The following is a 25,849-nucleotide window of genomic DNA, read 5'->3' on the forward strand; positions in this document are numbered from 1 at the left end:
GTCAGCTAAAGACCGCGGAGACGCCGATGGCTCCGGGGCCGACGTGGACCGCGAGGACGTCGGTAAGCGGCACCAGCATGAAGGAGGAATCCGGCAACGCCAAGCGCAGCAGGTCCTCCAGCCGGCGGGCCGAGACCTTGTCCTCGTTGTACTGCACCACGATGAACGCCGGCTTGCCCTCCGCGCGGGAGGCCACCAGATCCACGAGCTTGGTAAAGGCCTTGGTTTGGGTGCGGGTCTTGCCCACCATCTCCAGCTTGCCGCCCGCAATCGCCATGATTGGCTTGGTGGCCAGCAGCGCGGTCGACAGCATCGCCGTGGCTGCGGACATGCGCCCGGAACGGCGCAGCTCCTCCGTCGAGCTGAGATAGACCAAGGTGTGCCCGCGCTCGAGGGTGTTGATGGCGGCGGCATAGCACTCGTCGAGTGAGGCGCCTTCCTGGGCAAGCTTGGCCGCGGCCATGGCAGCGGCACCCATGACCATGCCCGCGGTACCGGAATCGATGACGCGCACGGTGTCGGGGAAAACGCCGGAGGCAGTCACCGCCGCCGACCACGTCGAGGACAGTTCCTTCGACAGGTGGATGGCTAGCACCCCGTCATCGCCGGAGCGCTCCATCTGACGGCCATACAGGGCCGCTAGCTCCAGGGCAGTCAGACCAGAGGTGGACAGCTCCGCGCCATCCTTGCCGTGGCTTTCCATGACGTGCAGGTCCACCACGCAGATGTCGAGCTCCTCGACGATATCCGCCGGCAACCCCGCGGCGGAATCGGTGACGACGCGAATCACTAGACGTCCGCCCCGGCGCCACCAACGACGGCGCCGCCCATATTCCAACCGTCAAAGTACCATTGGGCGCGGACGACGTTCTCCGGGGTGAATTCCAGCGGGGAGAGCGGACGAGCGGCATCGAACTCGGGCCGCGCGGTCAGCTGCGACCAATGGGTGTTTTTCAAACCGGAAAGAATCCCGTACTGGTGATGCTCAAGGCCCAAAAGGTGGCAGGTCAGCGCGGAAATGGCGCCGCCGTGCGCGACGACAAGCACCGCGCCTTCATCCCAGTCCGAGTGCTCCTGCATGAGCTCATCAATGACCGGGCGGGCGCGGTTGGCCACGTCAACGCGGCTTTCGCCCTGCGGCGGCGCCCAGGTGGGGTCGTGGCGCCACAGCGCACGCGCCCCGGGGTACTGCTCATCCACCTCGGCGGAGGTCATCCCCTGCCACTCCCCCAGATGGGTTTCGCGCAGGCGCTTATCGACGGATACTTCAAGCCCCAAGCGACGGGCGATGATCTCAGCGGTTTCGCGAGCACGGATGAGGTCCGAGGCGACAACCGCGGTGATGCCTTTATCCTCGAGCAGGTCAGCGGCAGCGCGCGCTTGGGAGTACCCTACGTCCGACAGCTCGGTGTCCAGGTGCCCCTGCATCCGTCCGGTGGCGTTGTAGGTAGTTTGCCCGTGGCGGATGAGGAGGAGACGGCGGGTCATAATTCGTCATCTTCCGGCTCTGGCTGGGCCAGGGGAATCTCATCGATCGAGTCCACGTCGCGCGGGTTGACTTCATCAGACCACTCGCCGGGGCGTTCCGGGGTGTCCAGACCGGGGATGTCGAGAAGCGGGCAGTCGTGGTAGAGGCGATCCAGGCCGTAAAACTCGCGCTGATCGTTGCGCTGGACGTGGACCACGATGGGGCCATAATCGAGCAAGACCCACCGGTTCTCGCGATTGCCTTCGCGGCGCTTGGGCTCAAAGCCCTGCTTGGTCAGCTCGTCCTCGACTTCCTCGACGATGGACGCCACTTGGCGCTCGGTATCGGCGGAGGCCAAGACGAAGACCTCGGTAATCGCCAGCACGTCGGAAACGTCAATAGCGGCAATGTTGGTGGCCAGCTTTTCATCCGCAGCCAAGGCGGCGGTTTCCGCCATCTGGCGTGCTTCATCAGTAATCGACATGACAATCCCTACACAAGTACTTTTCCTTCAAGAACTCTAGTCTTACACGACAAGGCGCATTTTCCTAGTCGAATTCCCCCCCGCCTCTGCGCGGATACTACAGCGGTTTTTCCGGGTGCGAGCTGTAGAGGTGATTCTTGGCGATGTATTGCACCACCCCATCCGGCACCAGGTACCACACCGGCTGGCCCTGCTCGGCGCGGGCGCGGCAATCGGTGGAGGAAATGGCCATGGCGGGAATCTCGATCAGCTCGATGTCGTCTTGGGAGCCCTCCGGCAACATGTCCTTGCGTAGCTCGTAGCCGGGGCGGGTCACGCCAACGAAGTGCGCCATCTCCAGCATCTCTTTCCAGTTCCGCCAGCTCATGATGGAAGCGACAGAATCCGCACCGGTAATGAAGTAGAGCTCGGCATCGGGGAAAAGCTCGCGCAAGTCCCGCAGCGTATCGATGGTGTAGGTGGGGCCCTCGCGGTCAATGTCTACGCGGGAGACGGTAAAGCGCGGGTTTGAAGCGGTGGCCACCATGGTCATCAGGTAGCGATGCTCGGCGGCGGTGACCTGCTTATCTGCCTTCTGCCAGGGCTGGCCGGTGGGCACAAAGACCACCGTATCGAGGCGGAAACGGTGGGCTACCTCGCTAGCAGCGACGAGGTGGCCGTTGTGGATCGGATCGAAGGTGCCACCCATGATGCCGATGCGTTGTGGACTAGTCATGGCTGGTGAGTATACCGGCCACAGCATCAATGACCTGCACGTCCTGCTCGGTAGGCTCCCCCAGGAAGTAGGAGGCATGGCGCTTGGCCTTCGTGGCTAACGCTCGGTTGGCGGCTTCCGGGGAGAAGTCGCAGACGAAGTCACCGTCCAAGCAATAATCGACGGAGCGGTGCTCCGGTAGCCCGGCGCGGTTCTGAACCCACGGCACCTGGTGGAGCGGATTGCCGAACGTCAGCACTGCATGCAGGCGCCCGGTATCAGCGAGGTAGCTTTGGGCGCTTGTCGCGACGAGCGCGCCCTGCGAGTAGCCGGCGGCCACCCAGCGCGGGTGGCAGCCGGTGGTGGATTCATAGTCTTCGACCACCTTCGGGGCGTTGCGGACACCGGTGCGCAGACTATCGGCGGCTCCCAGTGTCACCGAGTATGCCAACTCCCCGATGGGGTGCTCCTGGAGGATCTCCACGGTTCGCTGCACGAGTTCACGCGGGCCGAGGTCCTCACCCTCCTGCGCCAAGGGTGGCAGGTTCATGGCGGCGGGATAGGATTCCGGGTCGAGCGCTAGCACATAGACGCCATCCATAGCGCCCGGGTGGCGCTGCTCAACCTGGTGGAACAGCGCAGCAAAGTTACGTCCCTCAAAGCCCGTGGACTCTGGCGCATGCACGGAGTAGCGCTGCGGGCCCACGTATTCGCCTTGCTCCTCGTTCTGGTCCGAGCCGCGCGCGACAAGCACCGCGGTGTCGGGGCAGGTGTCGATACCGCCCGCCGAGGCCGCAGGAACGTTCAGGAGAAACGCTGCTGCGCCAAGCGCGGCACACATGCTAAGAGAAAGAGGCTTCACCCTTTCCTGTTTAGCGGAAACGAACGCTGTCTACCATGCGGCCGATGGAATCGTAGACCTGGTTATCCCACTCGTGGTAGGTGAAGAAGTACTGGCCGTGGGAGCCGCCAGTGGGCTTAGCGGCGTAGAGGGTATGGGCGGAGAGATCGCACACGGCATCGAGGGGCAGGCAGTAGTCCACGCGGCTGACGTTGGCGCGCATCTGCGGGAAGTGGCCCATCGGGCCGCCTGCGCCCTGGGTCGCACCGACAACGGCCGGATCCCCGGCGCGGGTCAGCGGGTTGCCAAAGGTCACGACACCGGCGAGCTGGCCGCGGTGGGCTAGCTCCAGCTCGTGGTTGGACAGGACCATAGCACCTTGGGAGTAGCCGGACAGGATGTACTGCGGGTGGCAGCCGGTAGCGGCCTCGTAGTTGTTGATGGCGCTGGTCACGCCGCGCTTGCCGGTCTGTACGGAGTACATGAACTGGTTGATGGCGGAGACCGCGGTGTTGATGACCGGGTTGGCGTACTGTGCGGCTAGGCGCACCAAGTCGGCCGCGGTGGTGGGAAGCGACTCGTTCGGCACGGAATACTCCGGGTACGTCGCCGGATAGTATTGCGGCTCCAGCCCCAGCACGTAGACATCCTTCATCAGCGAGTTGCCACCGTGTGTTGCCTGATAGCGCGCTTCAGCGCCGTGCAACATAGCGCGAATGGATTCGCCTTCCCACCCATTGGAGGCTCGGCCACCCTGGTTGGAGTACTGCGTGGGATAGATCTGGCCGTTCTGGCCGGAGCCGCGCGCGGCGACGACGACCACGGCGGGGCACTGTTCGTCGGCATGCGCGGCGGGTGCAGATACGGTGTTCGGGACGATGAGGGCGGCCGCGGCCACGACGGCGGCGGCGACGGAGGAAGCAATGCGGGACAGCATGAGCGGAAGGCACCAATCAGTTCTTTGTTATTACCGCGCTTTAGAGTACCCAGTCCTGTCCCGCCGCGCAGCACGAACCCCACACAAGGCGAACAATCTACTCGAAAAGTTTTCGAGTAGGATGTTTTGCGCAGGTCAGGCTCGAAAAATTCCTTTCGAGTAGCTTTCGAGTAGCTTTCGAGCTCTACTCAGCTCACCCAAAAGGCCCCTCAACAAACCACACTGCCCGCGGATCGCGCGGACCATTACCCCTCCATTTCACAAGCCCCTTGTCACGCATGGCTTGCAATGCACGACGCACAGATGGAATTGACACGCCAAGAGCTTCGGCCACTTCTCCCGTAGACATTGGACGTGCGCTCGTTTCCAACGCTGCCAACGCCCCTTCAGCATGGCGGGGCAAATCCTGCAGCACTTGCTCGTTCAATCGTTGAATCGCCTTCAATGTCAGAACAACGCTGCCACTGGTTTGCACGTAAGAGGGATCAGCAAAACCGACGCGGCGCATACCAGCGAACATACGGCGGATGCCCTCGCCCAGTTCTTGGCCTATGCGTAGCTCAGCAGTAACGCGTGCAATGAGAGGGTTACGCGCGAAACGAGCTATCGATTCAGGCTTAGCGGGATCAACAAGACCTGGAAAGCGCCCAGGGCTAGAAATCTCGATCCGACTGGGATACACCTCAAATCGAATATGATCACCCGACATACTGTATGAACGGTGCACAACAGCGTTAACTAGGCCTTCCAGCCACACATCATGCGGAATGAGATTTTCATCCTCAAATAACCCCGTCCCAGACAACCTACGAACTGTCGGCAGCATCCCACCGATTACCTCTTGTGCTGCACGAATCTGCTCCGGCACAGGACCATCGAAGCGACGGTCTTCCACCAGCTGCTGTTGCTGGCCCGGTAGGCGCTCATCTTCTGCGAAGCGAAGTACTCGGATGTGAGCATTCGGGAAAATTTCTTGCGGATTCTTTCCAAATAGCAAGAGCGCAGCGGACCGCGGACGCCCCTGACGGTCAATCAGATTCCGAGCCCGGAGTGAATCCACACCGGAAGACGAACCGATAATGTCAGCGTAATTTTCGACTAAAGACATATCGAGGTCTTCTGGGCTAGCATGCGTCGGCACAGTGGCATCGTACTGCTGCTCGCCCTTGGTATATCGAAGCTCAAGGATGTCATCGGCCTTGAGATGCCTAGACTCATCCCCTACCCGCAGATAGCATTCTCCGGACCGCAAATAGTGAACACGTTCGCTGGGCAATACATGAAAGAGGAACACCTCAACGCCCTCGTTAACCTCGAGTATTTCGATACGGACCTTAACGGTCGGATCCGTATGATCCAACGCGGTCTGCCGCAAATCGTTACCCTGCCCCGCGGTGGGGAGACCATCAAATTCACGATCCGTAATCCCCACGGCAACAACGCCACCCTCAGCATTAGCCATTCCGACGATTGTCTTGGCCAAATCCTTGGGCTTGATTCGGAACGATTTACGATCGAACCACTGATCTTCGGGCACATTCAAGAGCAGCTGCGGCTCTGCGTGAAAGTTTCGAGTTACGCTCACAGAGCAACATCCTACTCGAAAACTTTTCGAGTAGGATGTTTTGCGCAGGTCAGACTCGAAAAATTCTTTTCGAGTAGCTTTCGAGTAGCTTTTTCGAGCTGGTTCTAGGGGCGGGTCTGGCCGGTGCCCTGCAGCACCCATTTGGTAGACGTCAGCTCCGGCAGTGCCATCGGGCCGCGCGCGTGCAGCTTCTGGGTGGAGATGCCGATTTCCGCTCCCATGCCGTAGACCTCGCCATCAGTAAAAGCAGTGGAGGCGTTAAGCATGACCGCTGCGGCATCCACCTCGTTGGCGAAGGTCAGCAGCACGTCAGCGTCCTGGGCCGCAATGGCTTCGGTATGGCCGGTGGTGTACTCAGCGATGTGCGCGATGGCGCCGTTGACACCATCGACCACCTTGGCGCAGATATCCATGGACAGGAATTCCTCGCGCCATTCCTCGTCGGTAGCCTCCACGGCGTCCTTAACTCCGAAGGCTTCGAGCTCCTTGACATCACCGTGGATGGTGACCCCTGCTTCTTGGAGGGAGGTGATGATGCGGAGTTTGGCAGCGGCGTCCAGCGCGGCGTCGATCAGCACGCCCTCCGTGGCATTGCACACCGAGGTGCGGCGGGTCTTGCCGTTGATCACCATGTCGATGGCCTTGTCCAGGTCCGCGGAGGCATCGACGTAGAAGTGGCAATTGCCGGTACCCGTCTCGATGGCGGGGACGGTGGCGTTTTCCACCACAGCGTTGATAAGGCGCGCGCCGCCGCGCGGGATGACCAGGTCCACCAGGCCGCGGGCGGTGATGAGGTCCTGCACGGAATCGTGGGTCTCACAGGGCAGAAGCTGCACGCCTTCGCGTGGCAGATCGAATTCCACGAGGGTGTCTTGGAGGAGCTCCACGAGCTTAGCGTTGGAGTTCTTCGCGGACTTGGAGCCGCGCAGCAGCGGCACGTTGCCGGACTTCAGGGCCAAGCCGAAAGCATCGACGGTGACGTTCGGGCGGGCCTCATAGACCATGCCCATCACGCCGAGCGGCACGCGAACCTGCTTCATCTGGATGCCGTTATCCATGGTGCGGCCCTGCAGGATCTCCCCTACCGGGTCCTGGAGGGAGGCCACCTGGCGCAGGCCGCCGGCAATGCCCTCGATGCGGTCGGCGTCCAGCGACAGGCGGTCGATGAGTGACTCGGACATGCCGTTGGCGCGGCCGGCCTCGATATCGAGCTGGTTGGCAGCGAGGATATCCTCGGTGTGCGCGATGAGGTTCTCGGCAGCGCGGTTGAGGATTTCATTCTTGCGCGGGGTGGGCAGCTGCGCGAACTGTGGCGCCACCGCCTTGGCGGCGCGGGCTTTGGACAGAACTTCTTCACGTTCGGTGTTGCTCATGCCATACCAGCGTACGGAAGGTCTGCCCGCTTGTCAGGGATTTTGTGCAGCTATGGCTTTAAGCAACGCCAGTCTTAGGCCCCGAGCTCGCGGCGGCGCTCAGCGGCGGCACGCAGGCGCTCAGCGCGCTTTTTCTTTTCCCCTTCGGAAAGCTCATCGAAGAGCTCTTCATCCGACTCGCTGAACTTCAACACCCCGCGCGCAGCCCAGGAAGCGAAGAACGCGATGACTGGCGAGATCCAGAAATAGCTCCAGTCAAAGACGAAGAGGCCCAGGAAGAGCGCGATCATCGCCACCGACCAGATGACGGAATCCACTATCTGCACCTTGCGTCCGCGGGAGAGCATATCCTCCAGCTCCGCCTCGTGGCGGGTAGCGGGTGCTGTAGCACGTGGGGTGGAAAGCTCCGGCAGGTCCGCAAAGAGCTTTTCGACGTCTCCGCGCGTGCGCGCCGCGGCAGCCTCGCCGGTGCGCTGCTCGAATTCATCGGGGCCCAACGCTCCGTTGACGAAGTGCTGGCTCAACTGCTCTAGAGCCTCAGAACGCTCCGCATCACCAACGCGGATATCGGGGTTCTCCATTAATAACCTGCCTTCGGGTCAACCAGAGTGGGCAGCTCCTCCCCCGCCGCGAAAGCCTTGGCCACCTTAACGGTGTGCGCGCCAATCTTCTCGCGCACGGAGCGCTGCGTATTGGCAATGTGCGGGGTGATAACCACGCGCTGATCCCGCCACAGCGGGTGATCCTCCGGCAGCGGCTCTGGGTCGGTGACGTCGAGCGCGGCACCCGCGATCTCGCCCGACTCGAGTGCTGCGAGGAGGTCCTCGGTGTTGATGAGTGGGCCGCGGCCCACGTTAACCACCACTGCATGCTCCGGCATCTGTTGGAAAGCCTCCGCATCCACCATGTGGCGGGTCTCCGGGGTCAGCGGAGCGATAAGGACGAAGTAATCAGCCTTCGGCCAAACCTTGTCCACCTGGGAAATCGGGTAAGTTTCCTCAGCGCCCTCAACCGGGTTGCCGGAGCGGTTGACCGCAATGATGCGCGGCCCGAAACCAGACAGCATGCTAATCAGACGCTTGCCAATGCCACCGGCACCAATAATGGCCACCGTCTTATCGTCGTAGAGGTAGGAGGTGTGGGCCTCCATGTCCGCATAGGAATCGAACGTGCCGTTGACGCGACGGTGCGCGTGCAGCTGCGCCAGAAGCAGCGCGATGGTGGATTCCGCCACCGTGTTGTCATAGACCCCGGCGGCGTTTGACCACGGCACGCTGCTCCCCTTCATTGCGTCGAGCACGTGGTCCACGCCCGCCGAAGGAATCTGCACGAAACCAATGTTCTCCGGCAGCGGGTCCGGGAAGTCGGTGCCGTCGCCGGTGTAGATGAGGAAGGAGGCCTCATCTAGCCGGGCGCGCTCAAAGCCCGCGGCGTCAAGCACCTCGATGGTTTCCTCCCACGGGTGTGGTTCGATGGCGTACTTCATGCACATCCTCCTTAGCTAGTATCCGGCGTCCGGGTCGACGCGCGTGGGCATATCCTCGCCGCGCTCCCACGCGGCGGCGTTGGCATTGAAGATAGCACCCAGGTGGTACTGGGCCACGTGATCCGAGGCCGCCATGTGCGGGGTCAGCGTAGCGTTGGGAAGCTCATAGAGCGGGTGGCCATCCGGAAGCGGCTCCGGATCCATGACCTCGAGGCCCGCTCCCGCGATCTCGCCCGTGCGCAGTGCATCCACGAGATCATCAGTGACTACGGTGCTGCCGCGGCCGACGTTGATAAACACCGCCGAGCGCTTCATGGCGCGGAACACCGCAGCATCAAAGAGAGCTTCCGTCGCTTCTGTCGCCGGCAGAATGCTCACCACGAAATCCGCCTCGCCCCATGCTTCGTCGACGCGCTCGATAGGGAGTGTTACGTCCGCGCCGTCCACTGGGCGGCCCGAGCGGTTTACCGCGGTGATATGCACGCCGAAGGGCTCGAGGTAAGCCATGAGCTGCGTGCCGATTCCTCCTGCGCCCACGATGAGCACGCGCGTAGGCCCCTGTTGGTCATAGAGCCAGGCTTGGGATTCATCGAGCTCACGCGCCACCGACCACGACTTCGCCAGGGCGAAAGCCTTGTGGTGGTGCGCCTGGGAGAGCATCAACCCCAGCGCGGATTCCGCCACGGGCGTGGCAAAAGCGCCGGCGGAGTTGCACCACGGCAGGCCATCCCGCCGGATGAGCCCGGCCTCGATGTGGCGGTTTACTCCGGTGAAGCAGTACTGCACCCACTGGATGTTGTCCGGAATCTCCGGGGTCTGCGCTGGATCCGAGGCGGTGTTCACAAAGACCTCGGCTTCCGCCAAGCTCTCGACGCGCTCGTGCCCGGCTGCGTCGATATCTGCCACGGTCGCTGCCCACACATCGGGGCCCATGAAATAGCGCATTAAATTCGGGACGCGAAATTGGACAGGTAATCGGCGTGGACAACGGGGCGGCGCATGTCCTCCGGCAGCTCCTCGGTGTGCTTGCCCAGCAGGTTGCGCAGCGTGGCGGAGTCATAGCCCACCTCACCGCGGCCGATAACCTGGCCCTTGGGGCCCATAATGTCCACGATCTCACCGGCGCTGAACTCGCCCTTAATATCCGTGATGCCCACGGCCAGCAGAGAGTTTCCGCCGCGGACCACGGCCTCCATGGCACCCTCGTCGAGGCGCAGGGAGCCGCCGGTATCCGCGCAGTAGAGCGCCCAGAACTTCCATGCGGACAGGCGGCGCTCCTCACGGGTGTGGAAGACGGTGCCTACGGAGGCGTCGTCAAGCGCCTGTCCGATGTTATCCGCCGAGGTCAGCAGCACGGGAATGCCGCCGCGGGTGGCCAGGCGCGCAGCGGAGACCTTCGTGGCCATGCCGCCGGTGCCGACCTTGCCGCCGTCACCAGCAACGACCGCCTTGAGGTCCTTGCCGGTGCGCACCTCCTCGACGAACTTGGCATCGGGCTCCGCCGGGTTCTTGTCATAAAGACCGTCCACGTCGGAGAAAAGGAAGAGGGCATCCGCACCGACCAAGTTGGCCACGAGCGCGGAAAGGCGGTCGTTATCACCGAAGTGCATCTCGGAGGTCGCGACGGTGTCATTCTCGTTGACGATCGGCACCGTGCGTATCTGGCGCAGGCGGTCAATGGTGCGCTGGGCGTTGCGGGCGCGATCGCGCTTGCCGACGTCCGACGCGGTCAGCAGCACCTGCCCAATGGTCCGGTTGTAGCGAGCAAAGGATACGCCCCACTCGTAGGCGAGGTGGACCTGGCCCACCGCGGCAGCTGCCTGCTTGGTGGCCAAATCGGTGGGGCGCGTGGTCAGGCCCAGCGGGCCCATGCCCGCAGCCACCGCACCGGAGGAGACGATGATGATGTCCGAGACATTCATGCGGGCGCACACGGCGTCAACGATCTTGTCGATCTTCTCAGTCGAGGTCACGAAATCATCGCGCGTCAACGAGGAGGAGCCGATCTTGATGACGATGCGCTTGGCCTGTGCGATCTGGTCGCGCAAAGGCGAGGAAAAGCCGCTGGATTTTTCCGACAGCGTGGCGGTCTCCGGGTAGTCCATTTCCGGGGTTGGCCCCTCGAAGGGTTCGAGGGGAAGAGGATAGTCGATCTGGTTGTCGTGTTCGGATGACATACCGGCTCATTATACCGGGCTAGCCCTGCCAGCGATCGCGGTTCGCGGACTCGCGCGTGACCTCCCCATCGGTGCCAAAGTCAAACTCATCGACGAGACCGCGGCGTGCCTGGGAAGCGCGCTTACGCTCGGCAGCCGAGACTCGCTCGGTGCTCATGAGGCGGCCATCCTGTCCGCGGCCAGCGTCGGTCGCGCGGCCACCAGCCATGGGCTCGTACTCGAAGGTGATATCTCCGATGGTCACGGGGCAGCCTTCCTGCGCGCCTTGGCGGTGCAGTTCCTCTTCGACACCGGCCTTGGCAAGGCGGTCCGCAAGGTAGCCCACGGCCTCGTCGTTTTCGAAGTCCGTCTGGCGGATCCAGCGGTCGATCTTCTCGCCTTCGACGATGAAGCCGCCCTCCACCTCGGGGTCTGGGGTGACGGTGAAGTCGGCGAACCTTCCCTTCTTTTTCTTGCCCACGGACTTCGGCTGAATAATGGTGTGGTTCTTGTCCGCGGCGACCTTGGGCTGAGCCTTGCGGTGCTCGTTGACCATCTCCATGAGCTTGTACTTCAGCGGGTCGAGGCCCTTGCGCGCGACTGCGGAAATGATGAAGACGGGCCAGCCGTACTTCTCTTCGAGGTCACCCTTGACAAATTCTGCTAGCTCTTCGGCCTCGGGAATGTCCGCCTTGTTGAGGATGATGACGCGCGGGCGCTCGCGCAGATCCCCCAGGCCGGTGTCCTGCTCCAGCAGCTCTTGGTACTTGGCCAGCTCGGTCTCGAGGGCCTCGATATCAGAGAGCGGATCGCGGCCCGGCTCGATGGAGGCGGTATCCACCACGTGGGCCAGGACCGCGGTGCGCTCGATGTGGCGCAGGAAGTCAAGGCCCAAGCCCTTGCCCTCAGCGGCCCCAGGGATCAGGCCCGGAACATCCGCCATGGTGAAGGACTCATGGCCCATGTCCACCACGCCCAGGTTGGGCTGGAGGGTGGTGAAAGGATAATCACCAATCTTCGGCTTGGCCGCCGAGAGAACAGAAATAAGGGAGGACTTGCCCGCGGAGGGGAATCCGACGAGGCCGACATCCGCCATGGACTTCAGCTCCAGGATGAGATCGCGCGCCTCACCAGGTTCTCCCTGCAGCGCAAAGCCCGGAGCCTTACGGGCAGCCGAGGCAAGTGCTGCGTTACCAAGTCCGCCGAAACCGCCCTCCGCAGCCACGAAGCGGGTTCCCGGGACCGTGAGGTCCGCGAGCATCTCCCCATCCTCGGTATACACCACGGTGCCCGCCGGTACCTCCAGAATGAGGTCCTTGCCGCGCGCGCCGTTGCGCCAGTCGCCAGCACCGTTGCCGCCGCGCTCGGATTTGATGTGCGGGCGGTAGTGAAAGTCCATCAGCGTGTGTATTTGGGTTGAGACCTCCAGCAGGATGTCTCCGCCGTGGCCGCCATTGCCGCCATCGGGCCCGCCGAGCGGCTTGAACTTTTCGCGGTGAACGGAGGCGCAGCCGTGTCCGCCATCGCCTGCCTGCAGGTGCAAAACCACTCGGTCAATGAATCGTGCCATGCCCGCTAGTCTAACGGTTCCTGGCATACCGTCCTAGTTGGGCACTACCGGGGATCTGAAGCAACGCCCCTTTAGTTTTCTCCACGCTCCCCCACCACGCCGGCCGCGTGAAAACGACAAAATCCCGAGCAAACGCTCGGGATTAAGCCATGAAGCTCTTAGGCAGTTGCTTCTGCAGCAGCCTCTTCAGCCGGAACAATGTTGACCAGACGACGTCCACGCTTGACGCCGAACTCAACAGAGCCTGCAGCGAGAGCGAACAGGGTATCGTCGCCGCCGCGACCAACGTTCTCACCCGGGTGGAACTTGGTGCCGCGCTGACGCACGATGATCTCGCCGGCCTTAACCTGCTGACCACCGAAGCGCTTGACGCCGAGACGCTTGGACTCGGAATCGCGACCGTTGCTGGAGCTGGAAGCACCCTTCTTGTGTGCCATGTGGTTTCCCCTCCTTCAGGGATGAATTAGTGCCGGTTAAGGCTTACTTGATACCGGTAATCTTCAGCGTGGTCACCGGCTGACGGTGACCGAGGCGACGCTTGTAACCAGTCTTGTTCTTGTACTTGAGGATGTCGATCTTCGGGCCCTTGCCCTGCTCGACAATTTCAGCGGAGACGGAGACCTTCTCGAGGTCTGCGGCCTTCGACTTGACGGTTGCGCCATCGACGAGCAGAACCGGGGTGAGAGCAACGGAGGAACCCGGCTCACCCTCGATCTTCTCGACCTTGACGAGGTCACCTTCAGCAACCTTGTACTGCTTTCCGCCGGTCTTGACGATCGCGTACATAGAGGGCTACCCCTTATCTAAACTCGGCTCGCTAGCAGCTGGGTGGTGCCGCTAACGAATGGACATTGGACATTGGCGTTTAGAACCACATCCGCGAGAGACGTGCGGAAACCGCAGCGCGTCCCATCGAGCGCATTCATGGTCTAAACAGCGACTGTCAAAGACTACCCCGTGAGGGGGCGAAAAGGCAAAACGCCTTTTCTAGCGCGACCTGCGCCGTGCTACTCGACGCCTCCCGCGCCCGCCCCTGCGCCTTGTCGACGCCGTAGTCTCCTCGCGCTCCTTCGCCTCAGTGCTGTGCTCCGCGCCCCTACCGCGTTCCTTCGGTGCCGGCGCGGATTGGCTCTGCGCCATCTTGCGCACCACTCGGCGGCGACCGCGGCTGCGGGTCGCGCGCACGTTCATGTTCTCGCCCGACTCCGCGGCCTTGCGCTCTGCCTTGGCCTCCTTTTTAGAGGTGGCCAGCGGAGCGTCCTTGGCTGGGGTCTCGTCCTGTGCAAAGTCTTCGCGCTTCGGGCGAATATCCGAACGGGAATTTCCGCGTGTGCGGCGCTTGCGGCGCGGCGAGTTCTCGAAAGCCTCGACGGCTTCCTCGTAGGTTGGCTCCGAGCGCTGTGCGGAGGACTTCTTCTCCGCTTCAGCGTTCTTAGCGTTCCTATCCTGCTTGCCTTGCTGCGCGCGCAAGCCCTCACTCGTCTCCTCGCGCTGTGGCTCCCGGAAGGTACGCGTTGCCCGGCGCGGCTTGCGCGAGCGCTTCTGCTTGGATTTCGGCTTCGATCGCTTCGCTTCCAGGCTTTCCGCTACCGCGTAGCCAATGGACGCGCTATCCGGCGTCTCCGCGTCATCGTCGTCCACGACGACCACGCTGGCCACGAGTTCCTCCAGCGAAGATTCTTCGTCGCGCGCTGCTTCTTCATTGTCAGCACGGGCAGCCTCATGCTCGGAAGCGGCATCGTCGTCCTCGCGATGCATACGGACGGCGGCCGGGTGCTTCTTCGGATCGCGCTGCGGTGCACGGCGTTCCTTACGGCCGCGGCGCTGCGGCTTCGAGTTATCCTCTTCCGTCTCCTCATCAACCGGGTACTCGTGAATGATGATTCCTCGGCCATGGCAGGCCTCGCACTCGGTGGAGAAAGTCTCGATGAGGCCGGTGCCCACGCGCTTGCGCGTCATCTGCACCAAGCCCAGTGAGGTGACCTCAGAAACCTGGTGACGAGTCCGGTCGCGCCCCAACGCTTCCTTGAGGCGGCGCAGCACCAGATCCTGGTTTTCCGGCAAGACCATATCGATGAAGTCCACGACGATCATGCCGCCGATATCGCGCAGGCGCATCTGGCGCACGATCTCCTCGGCCGCCTCGAGGTTATTTCGCGTCACCGTCTCTTCCAGGTTGCCGCCGGAGCCGGTGAACTTGCCCGTGTTGACGTCAATGACCGTCATGGCCTCAGTGCGGTCGATGACGAGGGTGCCGCCAGACGGCAGCCACACCTTGCGGCCCAGGGCCTTCTGCAGCTGCTCATCAATGCGGTAGGCGCTGAAGGCATCCTCGCCATCGTGCTCGCGGGCGTCGTATCGCACCACGCGGTCGGCCAAGTCATGCGCCATGGAATCAACGTAGGCGCTGACCGTGTTGTAGGAACGCTTGCCGTCCACCACCAAGGTGCTGAAGTCCTCGTTGAAAAGGTCACGCACCACCTTGATGAGCAGGTCCGGCTCTTCGTACAGGGTGACCGGCTTGGCGCCCTTCGTTGCCTTTTCGTGCGCGGCGCGGGCGCTAATGTCCTCCCACAATGAGTGGAGGCGGTTGACGTCGGACGCGATGTCCTCCTCCGACACGTTTTCCGCTGCGGTGCGGATGATGGCGCCGCCATCCCCCGGGATGACGCGCTCCAGAATCCCCTTGAGGCGCTTGCGCTCCGGCGCCGGCAGCTTGCGGGAAATGCCCGCGCTGCGCCCGCCCGGCACATACACCAGGAAACGACCGGCCAGGGAAATCTGAGTGGTCAAACGTGCGCCCTTGTGCCCGATGGGATCCTTGGCCACCTGGACCAGGACTTGGTCACCGGACTTCAGCGCGTTTTCCACCTTGCGGCTGCGCCCACCAATGCCCAGGGCGCGCCAGTCGATGTCTCCCGCGTACAGCACGCCGTTTCGGCCCTGTCCGATATCGACGAAGGCGGCCTCCATCGAAGGCAAGACATTTTGCACGCGGCCCAAGTAGATATTGCCAATCTGGGAAGGGTGCGTCTCGGTCGTGACAAAGTGCTCGACCAGGAGATCATCCTCCAGCACACCAACCTGGGTGATGATGCCAGCGCCGTCGGTACGCTGCTTATCGCGCACCACCATGGTGCGCTCTACAGATTCGCGGCGCGCCAAAAACTCCGCTTGGGAGACGATGTGCTGGCGCTCGCGGCCCTTCTCCCGCAGCTCCGCACGGCGGCGACGCTGCGCCTCGATGCGGGTTGAGCCCTTAATCGCCTTCGGCTCGTCGATGTGCTCGACTTCCTCGCGGACTACCCCGCGGCCTTCTGCTCCGCGGCCACGAGAGGTACCGCGGCTGCCGCGACGGCGACCGCGCGGCTGGCTTGCCGGTGCCGAATCTTCCTCGATTTCTTCCTCGCGTTTTTCTGACTTCTGACGCTTGGCCAGCGGAGTGATCTTCGGCGCCATGAAGACCGGCGCGAAGTCGTACACGTCCGGGTCTTCCTCAGCCATCGGGGTGATCAGCGGAGTGAGCTCGTCGTCCTCGTCGCTATCACCGGCCTCGGCGAGCGCCTCGTGCAGCATTTCGGCATCGACCTTGTCGACGATCTGCGAAATCTCGTTATCAACGTTCTTGCGCACGCGCTCGCGCAGCTTTTCTTCTTCCTCGCTCAGCTGCTCCGGCTGCCCGGCCTGTTCAGTATCCTGTGTCGAGTCCTGTGCCTGTGCAGCTTCCTGCGGCTCCCCCGCGCCATCCTGTTGCGCAGCAGACTCTTCCGGTGCGGGTTCCTCTGCCTGCTCCTTCGGCTCAGCCTTCTTGCCTGCCTTGCTCACGCGCTTCGCCGCGCGCTTGGTGCGCTTCTTCTTCACCGTCTTCTCCGGCTTTTCCTCAGCCGGGGCTTCAGTAGTTTCTTCGACAGGTTCTTCGGGGGTCTGCGCAGCATCGGCCGTGACTGCAGCCTGCTCGGCGTCCTCGGCGGCGGCCTGATTGGTGTCCTCAGTGGCTGGCACGAGGGCATCGATAAGCTGACCCACCTCCTCCGGCGTAAGTGTGGATTGTGCGGACTTCTTGATGCCCATCTCCGCGAACTGGGCCACCAATTCCTTGGAGGCCACGCCCACCTGCTTAGCCAAGGCATAAAGGCGAGTCTTAGGCGCGAGCGCCTCGCGGTCAATCCCCGCTACAGCCGCGGCCAACGTCGATTCAGTGCGTGCTTCTTCTGTTTCTGTTTTCTTCTTGGATGCCATCAGTGGCTAATCTCCTGACGTTGTGCTCACCCCGGGCGCAGGTTGCCGCCACACGGCGGTGAGACTTTGAAAAAATTCTCTTCATCTTTATTTAGTTGTCAGTGCCTTCCATTCTGGCACAGAGCTCGACCGAGGCTCACATGTTAGTATCGCCGCTATGTCCGACAGCGCGCCCACAAACACACCGGCAGAGCGGAAAATACCTGTCCACGCGCCACGCACAGTGGCGCAGGCGCGCGCTCGTAACGAGATTGCACTGCGGGATATTGTGACCGTGGCCGTGCCCGCGGGCATCGCCTCCGGCCTTCGCGCCGTTGACCTCCCTTACCCCTACGCGGTCCCGGTCTACGCGGTACTCATCATGGTGATGCTCTACGGAGTCTTCCGCATCATTCGCAGCGAGCCGAGGTTGGTGCAGGCCTCCCAAGAAGAGTACCGGGCGGGCGATTACCCTCTTCTCGCCTATTTTCTACCGGTGCTTGCTATCTTCTCCCCTCTCATCACTGAGGGAATTAAATCCACCGGGATTATCGGCGATGTCTCACCCAACCCTATCCTTATCGCCGCTGGACTTACTGCTTTCTCCATCCCTGCGTTCATCTTCGGTGGCCGCGCTTTCGGTACCACCTCCTACCGAGTGGGCAAGCGACGCATCAAGGCCATCACCGAACAAGGAAGCCTCGAAGGCGTCACTCAAGCGAGCATCGCCGCAGTAGAAACTCACCCGGAAGTCCTCAGCGGGCTAGTCGCCGCCGGTGCAGTCACTGGCAATACCACCTCCATCTCTGAGCTGGGGCGGCTGATCGGCTACGAGGAGGGGCTCGAAGAAGAACTCCGTGAACTCGAAGCGGCCGGCGTGGTGAAACTGCCTGGTCTCATCAAGTGGAGTGGTGAGCGGACCTTTAACATCACTCTGACCGAAGCTGGCGTGCGCAGCATGGACGCTGCACGCACGCGCTAGCGCGGAAGAGTGGCATCTCCCGGGAAGAGTTTCGGGCCAATCCAAAGTATGAAATAGACCAGACCAACGAGGACTGGAATCTCAACAAGAGGACCAATCGTTCCGGCAAGGGCTTGAGCAGACATCGCTCCGAAGGTGCCGATGGATACTGCAATAGCAAGCTCAAAGTTGTTTCCTGCTGCAGTGAACGCCACGCTGGCAGACTGCGCGTAATTCATGCCAACGGCCTTTGCTACGCCCAGCGACAGCACAAACATGCCCACGAAGTAGATAACCAGCGGCACGGCCACGCGCACTACCGTTGCTGGCTGCTCCACAATGTGCTCGCCCTGCAGGGAAAAGAGCAACACAATTGTGTACAGCAGACCAATCATGGCCAGGGGCGATACGGCTGGGAGGAAGCGGTTCTCAAACCATTCCCGTCCTTTTACCTTTTCGCCCCACACGCGAGACAGCGCACCCAACAGGAACGGTATGCCCAAGAAGACGAGTACGGCCTTGACGATGGCCCAGAAGGAAAAGTCAGCGCTCGTCGTGTCCAGGCCCAGCCATCCGGGGAGGACGCGCAGGTAGAACCAACCCAGAACACCAAACATAGCGACCTGGAAGATGGAGTTCAGGGCGACAAGCACAGCCGTTGCCTCGCGGTCAGCGCATGAGAGGTCCGACCACACAAGCACCATGGCGATACAGCGAGCAAGGCCCACGATGATGAGGCCGGTGCGCAGCTCCGGCTGGTCCGCCAAGAACAGCCACGCCAGGGTAAACATAAACGCCGGCCCCACCAGCCAGTTGAGGACGAGCGATACCGCCATGAGGCGGCCATCCGTGGCAATTTCCTTGGTCTTCTCGTAGCGAACCTTGGCCAAGGGTGGGTACATCATGACGAGGAGACCAATGGCGATCGGGATGGAAATCCCGCCGATTTCAACGGCGCCCAAGGCTTGGCCAATCCCGGGAATGAAGTGGCCAATGAGCAGTCCGGCAGCCATCGCCAGAATGATCCACATGGGTAAAAATCGGTCAAGAAAAGACAACTTCGGGCGCTGCGACACAGCCATGTCCCCCCTCCTTCGACGTTAAACAATGGACAATACAAACATGCAATATACAGCACGTATTGATACGCGTCAATATAACGTAGGGTGCAAGGATAACCCCTATACTGATCGCATGGCTTCCTCTTCCACGCCCGAAACCAGCGCGCCCAGCACTGAGTGTTGCTCCTTAAGCACAGGCCCGCTCAGCGACGCCGAGGCGAGGCATTTTTCGCAGCAATTCAAAGTGCTGGCAGACCCTGCCCGCCTGCGTCTTTTGTCCATCCTGTGTGATGAAGGCTGTGGGCCCATGAGCGTCACGGAACTCACCGAGCTCACTGCGCTGAGTCAGCCCACGGTCTCGCACCACCTAGCGCGCCTGCGGGAAGCCGGCTTGCTATCCAGACAGCAATGCGGCCGCACCGTCACCCATCAGGTGCACAAAGACGCTTTTGCGGCCTTGCGCACGCTGCTGTCGTTCGACTAACCGGTACCTGATCGGATCTGCGCTCGAGCACACAGGACGGGTTCGGGTTAAGGGTCAGAAATGACAAAAGCCCGAGCGCTATGCTCGGGCTTCGTTACGCGCTCAGCGCGGTAATCATAGTTAGAGGTTCGGGAACCAGATGGAGATCTCGCGCTCAGCGGACTCCGGGGAGTCGGAACCGTGGACGACGTTCTCGCCAACGGTCAGAGCGAAGTCACCGCGAATGGTACCCGGGGTAGCCTTCTCCACCGGGTGGGTGCCACCGGCCAGCTGACGCCATGCGGCGATGGCGGACTCGCCCTCGACGATGCCAGCAACCAGCGGTGCGGAGGTGATGAAGTCAACGAGCTCGCCGAAGAAAGGCTTGTCCTCGTGCTCGGCGTAGTGCTTCTTTGCGGTCTCCTCGTCGGCGACGCGCAGATCCATGGCGACGAGCTTCAGGCCCTTGCGCTCGATGCGGGAGATAATCTCGCCCACGTGGCCGTTCTTGACGCCGTCCGGCTTGATGAGAATCAGTGTACGTTCAGTCATAGGGCACATAGTACAGAATGGGTGCTCCCGCGTCCTGCCAGTGGGCCAATTATTAAGCGCTACGTAAGACGTTGCACGATTTCCTCCGCGCGCTCATGGCTCGTGCCACGAAACCACAGCTGCACTTGGCGCACGGCCGTGCCGTATTGACCGCTCTCCAGCAGGCCTTTCAGATCCTCGCGCTGCCACTCCTCCAGATCCGCAAACTCCACCGGCTTCTCATCGCGCTGCTGCTTGAGCATGCCCACGACGAGGAACACAAAGGCCGGGAGCATCAGCGCAAGCGGGAGCGCAAAGCCCCCAACATACAGCTTGGCCACGAGTGCGGCGATGCACAGCAGCGCGGAAAGACCATAGAGGAGAAAGAGCATGCCCGTTAGTGTAGCGCGTCCAGCGTCGACTGCAGCCAGGCGCGAGAACTCATGAGCAGGCGCTTTGCCACCGCGGTATGGGGAGCCCACAGCTCGAAGGCATGCACGCCGCCGTCTACGACCTCGCATTGCGTGGGCACGCCGGCAGACTTCAGACGCTCGGCGTAGTCCACAATTTCGTCGTAGAAAAGCTCACTGCTCCCCGCATACAACCAAGCCGGTGGCAGACCTGCTAACTCCGCGCGGCGACCGGGCACGGCATAGGGTGCGTCTGGGTTGCCGTTGGTGTAGTAGCGCCAAGCCTGCGCATTGGAGTCCGCGTCCCAGATGGGATTGCGGTCGGTGGAGGCAGCGCGGTCATCGAGCATCGGGCAAAAGAGCCACTGCCCCGCCGGCTGAATTCCGCCTTCATCTAGGAGGCGCTGGCACAGTGCGGCGGCGAGCCCTCCCCCGGCGCTTTGGCCGCCGATGACAATCCGATCTGGGCTGATTCCCAGATCTTCCGCATGCGTGAGGAGCCAGTGGTGGGCCGAGTGGACGTCGTCAAGCGCGGCCGGATAGGGGTTCTCCGGGGCATAGCGGTAGTGCGGCGCAATGACGGTGACACCGACTTCCGCGGCGGTCTCCTTGAGGTGTTTGACGTCTTGGCGCGGATGGCCCATGAGCAGCCCTCCGCCGTGGATCCACAGCACAGCGCCGCGCGGGTTCTCCGGGCTATAGATGGTCGCGCGGATATCGGAATTCTTCACCTGCTGCGTGCGCACGCCCTGGATATAGGGTGCGGGCCACAGCGCGGGAACTACACGCCCGGCGCGGCGGATCAGCGGATTGGTTGGATCCCACAGTGAGATGAACGCCGCGCCCGCGCGCAGCTCCGGGCGAATATACACCGCTGCGGCCTACTTCTCAGTCAGGTGCTGCGTGGTGAGGTAACCGCGTTCCATGCGGGCGACGATCACCGAGCGCATATAGGCCGCGAGCGCCCAGAGCAGGGCGAAGATGATGAAGATCGTGGCCACGGACCAATGGACCATGAAGCCGAGAACAATGCCGATAATGTGGAGGACAATCTGTGCCCCAACGATCCACGGCTTATTCATGAAGGGGAAGGATGCAAGCAGTAGCACCATAAAGCCGATCACCACGCCGTAGTTAAACGGGGTCCACAGAGTGCCGTCATACAGCTTGTACAGCATTGGCAGCGCCAGAACCAGGGTGATCAGTTCCATGGTGAGGGAGCTGGCCACCACCATGCCGCCGAATTGCTTGAGGGGATCCTTGGCCGGTGCTTGGCCTAGTCCGAGCGGGCCGATCTCCTCCTCAGGGATGGGTTTGCGGGGGCTCATGCGGGCTCCTTTCCAAAGAGTGCGCGGGCGTCACCAGCAGTGACCACCGAGCCGGTAATCACGATGCCGGATCCGGACTGCACGTCGGCGTCCTCCGCCAATTCAACGGCCTGAGTATAGGCACTAGGCAGGTCGGGCTCGACGTACACCCGTTCTTCACCGAAGATGTCGCGCGCCAGCTCCGCTAGCTCATAGGCATCGCGGGCGCGCGGCGAGGTGTTCTGTGTGATCACGACTTCCGTGAGGACCGACTCGAGGGCAGTGAGGATGCCGGCGGCATCCTTGTCCGTGAAAATGGACACCACGCCGATGAGGCGCGCAAAATCGAAGTCGCGGTCGAGCGCTGCGGCCAACGCCTTGGCGCCGTGCGGGTTGTGGCAGGCGTCAAGGAAGGTCGTAGGGCTGGTGCGCACGCGCTCCAAGCGGCCGGGGGAAATGGCCTTGGCAAAGCCGGTGCGCACCGAAGCAAGGTCGAGCGGATGGCCTGCCGACGCCCCGAAGAAGGCCTCCACCGCAGCCAAAGCCACGGCCGCGTTCTTGGCTTGGTGCTCGCCGTGCAGTGGCAGGAAGATGTCTTCGTACATCCCACCCAGGCCCTGGATGGTGAGCTGCTGGCCGCCCACTGCAATGCGGGATTCCAGCGCGGCGAACTCGGAGCCCGCGCGCGCTACGCCGGCGCCGACGTCGACGGTGCGCTGCAGCAGCACGCGCATGGCTTCTGGGTCTTGCTCGGCAATGATGGCGATGTTCTCCCCCGGCGTGAGCACGTCGTCGGCATCGTGCTCACGGGCCTTGATAATGCCGGCCTTCTCACCGGCGATCTCGGTGATGGTGTCACCGAGGTAGTCCGTGTGGTCGAGGCCTACCGGCATGACCACGGCCACTTCCGCGTTAACCACGTTGGTGGCATCCCACGTGCCGCCGAGGCCCACCTCGACGACGGCGACGTCGATGGGGGCATCGGCAAAGGCTGCGTAGGAAATGGCAACAAGCACTTCGAAGGTGGACATGGGAATGTCGGAGCGGGAATCCACCATCTCCACATAAGGCTTGATTTCGCGCCAGATGCGCACGAAGTCGCGCGGGTGGATGGGGTGGCCGTCGATGCCGATGCGCTCGGTCACCAGCTGTAGGTGGGGGCTGGTGACGAGGCCTACGCGGCGGTGGAAGGAGCGCAGCAGCGAATCGATCATGCGGGCGGTCGAGGACTTGCCGTTGGTTCCAGCGACCTGGATGACGTGGAAGGAACGCTCCGGATTGCCCAACAGATCCATGAGCATCTCGATGCGCTCGAGGCTGGGCTCAATGATGGTCTCTGGGGCGCGCGCGTTGAGCTCCGCGGTTACCTGAGCCAGCTCCGCGAGCTCCTCCGGCGTGGCCTGCTCGGGCGCTGCCTCCTCGTAGTCATCCTCGCCGCCGAGGTTGAGTGTTAGGCCGGAGTCGGTGATTTCGACCGGCCCGCCATCGGTGCCCTCCGCGAGGGCATCGACGACCTCAAATTCCTCGCGGTCTTTCTCCCCCGCCACTACTTGAGTCCCTTCAGACGTGCGGTGATGCGCTCGACTTCTTCCTGGGCCACCTGCTGGCGAACGCGGATCTTCTCCACGACTGCCTCCGGCGCCTTGGACAGGAAGGCCTCGTTGCCCAGCTTCTTGCCGGTCTGGTCCAGTTCCTTCTGGGCCTTGGCCAGATCCTTCTCCAGGCGCTTGCGCTCGGCTTCGACGTCGACGGCGCCGGAGGTATCCAGGGTGACCTCGACGGTGGCCTGGGACAGGCGCACCTCGATGGAAGCAGAGGCGGTGAAGTCTTCGCCCGGCTCCGTGGTGTTGGCCAAGTTGCGGATGAGCCCCTCCTGCTCCTGCAGGTCGGCCGCGGCGAAGTCGAGGCGGCCCGGGACCTTCTGGGAAGGCTTGACACCCTGATCGGAGCGGAAGCGACGCAGCTCGGTGATGAGCTTGTCGGCGTCCTGAATGCGGCGGGCAGCCACCTCATCCTTCTCCGCGCCACCGTTGGTGTGCTCCTGGGTAGGCCACTGCGCGGTGACGATGGTCTCCCCGCCAGTCAGAGCCTTCCACAGGACCTCGGTGACGAAAGGCATGGTCGGGTGCAGCAGGCGCAGAACCAGGTCAAGCACGCGGCCCAGAACGATCTGAGTGGTGCGTCCGGTGGCCTGCTCCTCGGCGCTCGCCGCATCAAAGTCGCGCGGGATCTGCGTCTTAGCAATCTCCAGGTACCAGTCACACAGCTCATCCCACACGAAGTGGTAGAGCAGCTCATTGGCCTTAGCGAACTGGTAGTCATCCAGGTAGGCGTCGACCTTGGCGCGGACCTCCTCGGAGCGGTCGAGGATCCAACGGTCGGCGTCGGTCAGCGCGTCGCGTGCCGGCAGCTCCGCCACGCCCGCGCCGTTCATGAGCGCAAACTTGGTGGCGTTAAAGAGCTTGGTGGCGAAGTTACGTCCGGCGGCGGCAGCGTCAACAGCCAGCGGCAGGTCCACGCCCGGGTTGGCACCGCGGGCCAGGGTGAAACGCAGTGCGTCCGCACCATAGTCGCGCACCCAATCCATCGGGTCGATGCCATTGCCCAGGGACTTCGACATCTTGCGGCCCTGCTCATCGCGCACCAGGCCGTGCAGGTAGATGTCGGTGAACGGAACCTGCGGGCGGCCATCCTTGCCCTCACCGAGCAGCTCCGGGGTGTGGGCGCCGGCGAAGGTTCCGAACATCATCATGCGGGCGACCCAGAAGAAGAGGATGTCATAGGCGGTGACCAGCACGTTCGTGGGGAAGAACTTCTCCAGATCGGCGGTCTTTTCCGGCCAGCCCATCGTGGAGAAAGGCCACAGCGCGGAGGAGAACCAGGTGTCCAGAACGTCCGGATCCTGGACGTAGCCTTCCGGTGCTTCCTCGTCGGGGCCGAGGCAGACAATATCTCGCTGGCCGTCCTCGCCCTCCGGGCCGTACCAGATTGGAATGCGGTGGCCCCACCACAGCTGGCGGGAGATGCACCAATCGTGCATGTCATCAACCCACTCGAAGTAGCGCGGCTCCAGGGACTTCGGGTGGATGGTGGTATCGCCCTCGCGGACGGCGTCGCCAGACATCTTCGCCATCTTCTCCACGGCCACGAACCACTGCAGGCTCAGGCGCGGCTCGATGGGCTCGCCGGAGCGCTCCGAGTGGCCCACGGAGTGGACGTAGGGGCGGATCTCCTTGACGATGCGGCCCTGCTCGCGCAGCGCCTCGCGGATCTCCACGCGGGCTTCCTCGCGGGTCAGGCCGTCGAACTTCGTGCCGGTGTTCGCGATGTGTCCGGTGGTGTCCATGATGGTGGGCATGTCCAGGTCGTGGCGCTGGCCCATGGCGTAGTCATTCGGATCGTGCGCCGGGGTGATCTTCACCGCGCCGGTACCGAATTCCATGTCCACGTAATCATCGGCGATGATCTTCAGGCTAAGATCATCGCGGAAGGGGTGCGGCAGCTCCTTGCCCACCAGGTGGGCGTAGCGCTCGTCCTCGGGGTGGACGGCGATGGCGACGTCGCCCAGCATGGTTTCCACACGGGTGGTGGCCACGATGAGGTGCGGTTCATCGTCGTTCAGCGAGCCATAGCGAATGGACACGAGCTCGCCCTCGACGTCCTTGTACACGACCTCAATATCAGAGACGGCGGTCTCCAGCACTGGGGACCAGTTGACCAGGCGGTTGGCCTGGTAGATCAGGCCCTCGTCGTAGAGGGTCTTGAAGATGGTCTGCACGGCGCGGGAGAGGCCATCGTCCAGCGTGAAGCGCTCGCGGGACCAGTCCACGGAGTCGCCGATGGCGCGCATCTGGTTCTGGATGGTGCCGCCGAACTCTTCCTTCCACTCCCAGACCTTGTTGATGAATTCTTCGCGCTCATAGTCCCAGCGCTTCTTGCCTTCCTGCTCACGCAGGCGGGCCTCCACCTTGGTCTGGGTAGCGATACCGGCGTGGTCAGCACCCGGCAGCCACAAGGTGGCATAGCCCTGCATGCGCTTGCGGCGAATGATGGAGTCGATCAGAGTGTGGTCCAGGGCGTGGCCCATGTGCAGCTGGCCGGTGACGTTCGGCGGCGGCAGCACGATGGAATAGGGCTCCGCCTCCGAGGACGCGTCCGGGGTGAAGTAACCGGCGTTCACCCAGCCTTCGTAGAGGTCCTTCTCTACTGCCTGCGGCTCCCAGGACTTGGGAAGCTGGTCCGCGCGGTTGGTGCCAACGAGTTGCTCTTTATTCTGATCAGTCACCTGGCCAACTCTACCCTGT

The 25,849-nt window shown here is 62.6% G+C and carries 25 protein-coding genes; 2 read left to right on the plus strand and 23 right to left on the minus strand.

Going from position 1 to position 25,849, the window contains the following annotated elements; genetic code table 11:
- Position 1: 1 nt before the first annotated feature.
- From FME68_RS02225 to FME68_RS02300, 16 genes are all read right to left on the minus strand, one after another.
- Complete coding sequence (locus tag FME68_RS02225) at positions 2–790, minus strand: DegV family protein (RefSeq protein WP_049156464.1); 789 nt, start codon at positions 788–790, stop codon at positions 2–4.
- Complete coding sequence (locus tag FME68_RS02230; protein WP_158395760.1) at positions 790–1,488, minus strand: histidine phosphatase family protein; 699 nt, start codon at positions 1,486–1,488, stop codon at positions 790–792. Before FME68_RS02230 ends, FME68_RS02225 begins: the two co-directional genes overlap by 1 nt.
- On the minus strand, positions 1,485–1,952 hold the full coding sequence (rsfS, locus tag FME68_RS02235; protein ID WP_046648992.1) for a ribosome silencing factor: 468 nt from the start codon (positions 1,950–1,952) through the stop codon (positions 1,485–1,487). The genes FME68_RS02230 and rsfS overlap by 4 nt, the downstream gene beginning before the upstream one ends.
- A 97-nt stretch (positions 1,953–2,049) precedes the next feature.
- Complete coding sequence (gene nadD, locus FME68_RS02240) at positions 2,050–2,667, minus strand: nicotinate-nucleotide adenylyltransferase (RefSeq protein ID WP_158395762.1); 618 nt, start codon at positions 2,665–2,667, stop codon at positions 2,050–2,052.
- Positions 2,660–3,508 (minus strand): cutinase family protein, encoded by an 849-nt coding sequence (locus FME68_RS02245; RefSeq protein WP_070701350.1) that lies wholly within the window; start codon positions 3,506–3,508, stop codon positions 2,660–2,662. Before FME68_RS02245 ends, nadD begins: the two co-directional genes overlap by 8 nt.
- A 10-nt stretch (positions 3,509–3,518) precedes the next feature.
- A complete protein-coding gene (locus FME68_RS02250; protein ID WP_049156476.1) occupies positions 3,519–4,424 on the minus strand; it encodes a cutinase family protein in 906 nt (301 codons plus the stop codon).
- A 193-nt stretch (positions 4,425–4,617) separates the two neighbouring features.
- Positions 4,618–6,009, minus strand: coding sequence for an RNA-binding domain-containing protein (locus FME68_RS02255; protein WP_328287686.1), 1,392 nt, complete (start codon positions 6,007–6,009; stop codon positions 4,618–4,620).
- Between the two features lie 104 nt (positions 6,010–6,113).
- Entirely contained in the window at positions 6,114–7,382 is a 1,269-nt protein-coding gene (locus FME68_RS02260; RefSeq protein WP_158395764.1) for a glutamate-5-semialdehyde dehydrogenase, read from the minus strand.
- 74 nt (positions 7,383–7,456) lie between these two features.
- A complete protein-coding gene (locus FME68_RS02265) occupies positions 7,457–7,963 on the minus strand; it encodes a DUF1707 SHOCT-like domain-containing protein (protein WP_158395766.1) in 507 nt (168 codons plus the stop codon).
- Positions 7,963–8,868 (minus strand): D-isomer specific 2-hydroxyacid dehydrogenase family protein, encoded by a 906-nt coding sequence (locus FME68_RS02270; RefSeq protein WP_070754960.1) that lies wholly within the window; start codon positions 8,866–8,868, stop codon positions 7,963–7,965. Before FME68_RS02270 ends, FME68_RS02265 begins: the two co-directional genes overlap by 1 nt.
- Positions 8,869–8,883: 15 nt before the next feature.
- Positions 8,884–9,813, minus strand: coding sequence for a D-isomer specific 2-hydroxyacid dehydrogenase family protein (locus FME68_RS02275; RefSeq protein ID WP_158395768.1), 930 nt, complete (start codon positions 9,811–9,813; stop codon positions 8,884–8,886).
- A complete protein-coding gene (proB, locus tag FME68_RS02280; RefSeq protein WP_230308868.1) occupies positions 9,813–10,973 on the minus strand; it encodes a glutamate 5-kinase in 1,161 nt (386 codons plus the stop codon). The genes FME68_RS02275 and proB overlap by 1 nt, the downstream gene beginning before the upstream one ends.
- A 91-nt stretch (positions 10,974–11,064) precedes the next feature.
- Positions 11,065–12,594: a GTPase ObgE gene (gene obgE, locus FME68_RS02285; RefSeq protein ID WP_049157130.1), complete on the minus strand. Its 1,530-nt coding sequence runs from the start codon at positions 12,592–12,594 to the stop codon at positions 11,065–11,067.
- Between the two features lie 158 nt (positions 12,595–12,752).
- Positions 12,753–13,031: a 50S ribosomal protein L27 gene (rpmA, locus tag FME68_RS02290; RefSeq protein ID WP_010190882.1), complete on the minus strand. Its 279-nt coding sequence runs from the start codon at positions 13,029–13,031 to the stop codon at positions 12,753–12,755.
- 43 nt (positions 13,032–13,074) lie between these two features.
- Positions 13,075–13,380, minus strand: a complete 306-nt coding sequence (rplU, locus tag FME68_RS02295; RefSeq protein WP_010190885.1) for a 50S ribosomal protein L21 — start codon at positions 13,378–13,380, stop codon at positions 13,075–13,077.
- Positions 13,381–13,581: 201 nt separating this feature from the next.
- Complete coding sequence (locus tag FME68_RS02300) at positions 13,582–16,833, minus strand: translation initiation factor IF-2 N-terminal domain-containing protein (protein ID WP_046648983.1); 3,252 nt, start codon at positions 16,831–16,833, stop codon at positions 13,582–13,584.
- A 157-nt stretch (positions 16,834–16,990) separates the two neighbouring features.
- On the opposite strand from FME68_RS02300, the gene FME68_RS02305 reads away from it, so the two are divergent.
- Complete coding sequence (locus FME68_RS02305) at positions 16,991–17,794, plus strand: hypothetical protein (protein ID WP_049157132.1); 804 nt, start codon at positions 16,991–16,993, stop codon at positions 17,792–17,794.
- On the opposite strand, the gene arsB is transcribed toward FME68_RS02305, so the two are convergent.
- Positions 17,791–18,855, minus strand: coding sequence for an ACR3 family arsenite efflux transporter (gene arsB, locus FME68_RS02310; RefSeq protein WP_049157134.1), 1,065 nt, complete (start codon positions 18,853–18,855; stop codon positions 17,791–17,793). The two genes, FME68_RS02305 and arsB, sit on opposite strands and share 4 nt — an antisense overlap.
- A 112-nt stretch (positions 18,856–18,967) precedes the next feature.
- On the opposite strand from arsB, the gene FME68_RS02315 reads away from it, so the two are divergent.
- Positions 18,968–19,318: an ArsR/SmtB family transcription factor gene (locus tag FME68_RS02315; RefSeq protein WP_046648980.1), complete on the plus strand. Its 351-nt coding sequence runs from the start codon at positions 18,968–18,970 to the stop codon at positions 19,316–19,318.
- A gap of 120 nt (positions 19,319–19,438) precedes the next feature.
- Here the strand turns inward: FME68_RS02315 and ndk are convergent, their stop codons facing one another.
- Genes ndk through FME68_RS02345 form a run of 6 tightly spaced genes read right to left on the minus strand, consistent with a single transcriptional unit; the run spans position 19,439 to position 25,830 of the window.
- Positions 19,439–19,849, minus strand: a complete 411-nt coding sequence (gene ndk, locus FME68_RS02320; protein ID WP_039676402.1) for a nucleoside-diphosphate kinase — start codon at positions 19,847–19,849, stop codon at positions 19,439–19,441.
- Between the two features lie 59 nt (positions 19,850–19,908).
- Positions 19,909–20,220, minus strand: coding sequence for a hypothetical protein (locus tag FME68_RS02325; RefSeq protein ID WP_046648979.1), 312 nt, complete (start codon positions 20,218–20,220; stop codon positions 19,909–19,911).
- 5 nt (positions 20,221–20,225) lie between these two features.
- On the minus strand, positions 20,226–21,110 hold the full coding sequence (locus tag FME68_RS02330) for an alpha/beta hydrolase (RefSeq protein ID WP_070509952.1): 885 nt from the start codon (positions 21,108–21,110) through the stop codon (positions 20,226–20,228).
- Positions 21,111–21,119: 9 nt separating this feature from the next.
- Entirely contained in the window at positions 21,120–21,566 is a 447-nt protein-coding gene (locus FME68_RS02335; protein WP_049157140.1) for a DUF4233 domain-containing protein, read from the minus strand.
- Entirely contained in the window at positions 21,563–23,092 is a 1,530-nt protein-coding gene (gene folC / locus FME68_RS02340; RefSeq protein WP_070701330.1) for a bifunctional tetrahydrofolate synthase/dihydrofolate synthase, read from the minus strand. Before folC ends, FME68_RS02335 begins: the two co-directional genes overlap by 4 nt.
- On the minus strand, positions 23,092–25,830 hold the full coding sequence (locus tag FME68_RS02345; protein ID WP_328287687.1) for a valine--tRNA ligase: 2,739 nt from the start codon (positions 25,828–25,830) through the stop codon (positions 23,092–23,094). Before FME68_RS02345 ends, folC begins: the two co-directional genes overlap by 1 nt.
- Between the last annotated feature and the right edge of the window lie 19 nt (positions 25,831–25,849).

Source organism: Corynebacterium hiratae (assembly GCF_009708045.1).
Classification (GTDB): domain Bacteria; phylum Actinomycetota; class Actinomycetes; order Mycobacteriales; family Mycobacteriaceae; genus Corynebacterium; species Corynebacterium hiratae.

Excerpts from the sequence above, each read along its gene's own strand:
- FME68_RS02300 (WP_046648983.1), bottom strand. The coding sequence starts at position 16,833 with ATGGCATCCAAGAAGAAAACAGAAACAGAAGAAGCACGCACTGAATCG.
- FME68_RS02270 (WP_070754960.1), bottom strand. The coding sequence starts at position 8,868 with ATGAAGTACGCCATCGAACCACACCCGTGGGAGGAAACCATCGAGGTG.
- FME68_RS02265 (WP_158395766.1), bottom strand. The coding sequence starts at position 7,963 with ATGGAGAACCCCGATATCCGCGTTGGTGATGCGGAGCGTTCTGAGGCT.
- FME68_RS02260 (WP_158395764.1), bottom strand. The coding sequence starts at position 7,382 with ATGAGCAACACCGAACGTGAAGAAGTTCTGTCCAAAGCCCGCGCCGCC.
- obgE (WP_049157130.1), bottom strand. The coding sequence starts at position 12,594 with ATGGCACGATTCATTGACCGAGTGGTTTTGCACCTGCAGGCAGGCGAT.
- FME68_RS02335 (WP_049157140.1), bottom strand. The coding sequence starts at position 21,566 with ATGAGCCCCCGCAAACCCATCCCTGAGGAGGAGATCGGCCCGCTCGGA.
- arsB (WP_049157134.1), bottom strand. The coding sequence starts at position 18,855 with ATGGCTGTGTCGCAGCGCCCGAAGTTGTCTTTTCTTGACCGATTTTTA.
- nadD (WP_158395762.1), bottom strand. The coding sequence starts at position 2,667 with ATGACTAGTCCACAACGCATCGGCATCATGGGTGGCACCTTCGATCCG.
- FME68_RS02305 (WP_049157132.1), top strand. The coding sequence starts at position 16,991 with ATGTCCGACAGCGCGCCCACAAACACACCGGCAGAGCGGAAAATACCT.
- proB (WP_230308868.1), bottom strand. The coding sequence starts at position 10,973 with ATGGACTACCCGGAGACCGCCACGCTGTCGGAAAAATCCAGCGGCTTT.
- rplU (WP_010190885.1), bottom strand. The coding sequence starts at position 13,380 with ATGTACGCGATCGTCAAGACCGGCGGAAAGCAGTACAAGGTTGCTGAA.
- rsfS (WP_046648992.1), bottom strand. The coding sequence starts at position 1,952 with ATGTCGATTACTGATGAAGCACGCCAGATGGCGGAAACCGCCGCCTTG.
- FME68_RS02325 (WP_046648979.1), bottom strand. The coding sequence starts at position 20,220 with ATGCTCTTTCTCCTCTATGGTCTTTCCGCGCTGCTGTGCATCGCCGCA.
- FME68_RS02230 (WP_158395760.1), bottom strand. The coding sequence starts at position 1,488 with ATGACCCGCCGTCTCCTCCTCATCCGCCACGGGCAAACTACCTACAAC.
- FME68_RS02250 (WP_049156476.1), bottom strand. The coding sequence starts at position 4,424 with ATGCTGTCCCGCATTGCTTCCTCCGTCGCCGCCGCCGTCGTGGCCGCG.
- FME68_RS02315 (WP_046648980.1), top strand. The coding sequence starts at position 18,968 with ATGGCTTCCTCTTCCACGCCCGAAACCAGCGCGCCCAGCACTGAGTGT.
- FME68_RS02275 (WP_158395768.1), bottom strand. The coding sequence starts at position 9,813 with ATGCGCTATTTCATGGGCCCCGATGTGTGGGCAGCGACCGTGGCAGAT.
- rpmA (WP_010190882.1), bottom strand. The coding sequence starts at position 13,031 with ATGGCACACAAGAAGGGTGCTTCCAGCTCCAGCAACGGTCGCGATTCC.
- ndk (WP_039676402.1), bottom strand. The coding sequence starts at position 19,849 with ATGACTGAACGTACACTGATTCTCATCAAGCCGGACGGCGTCAAGAAC.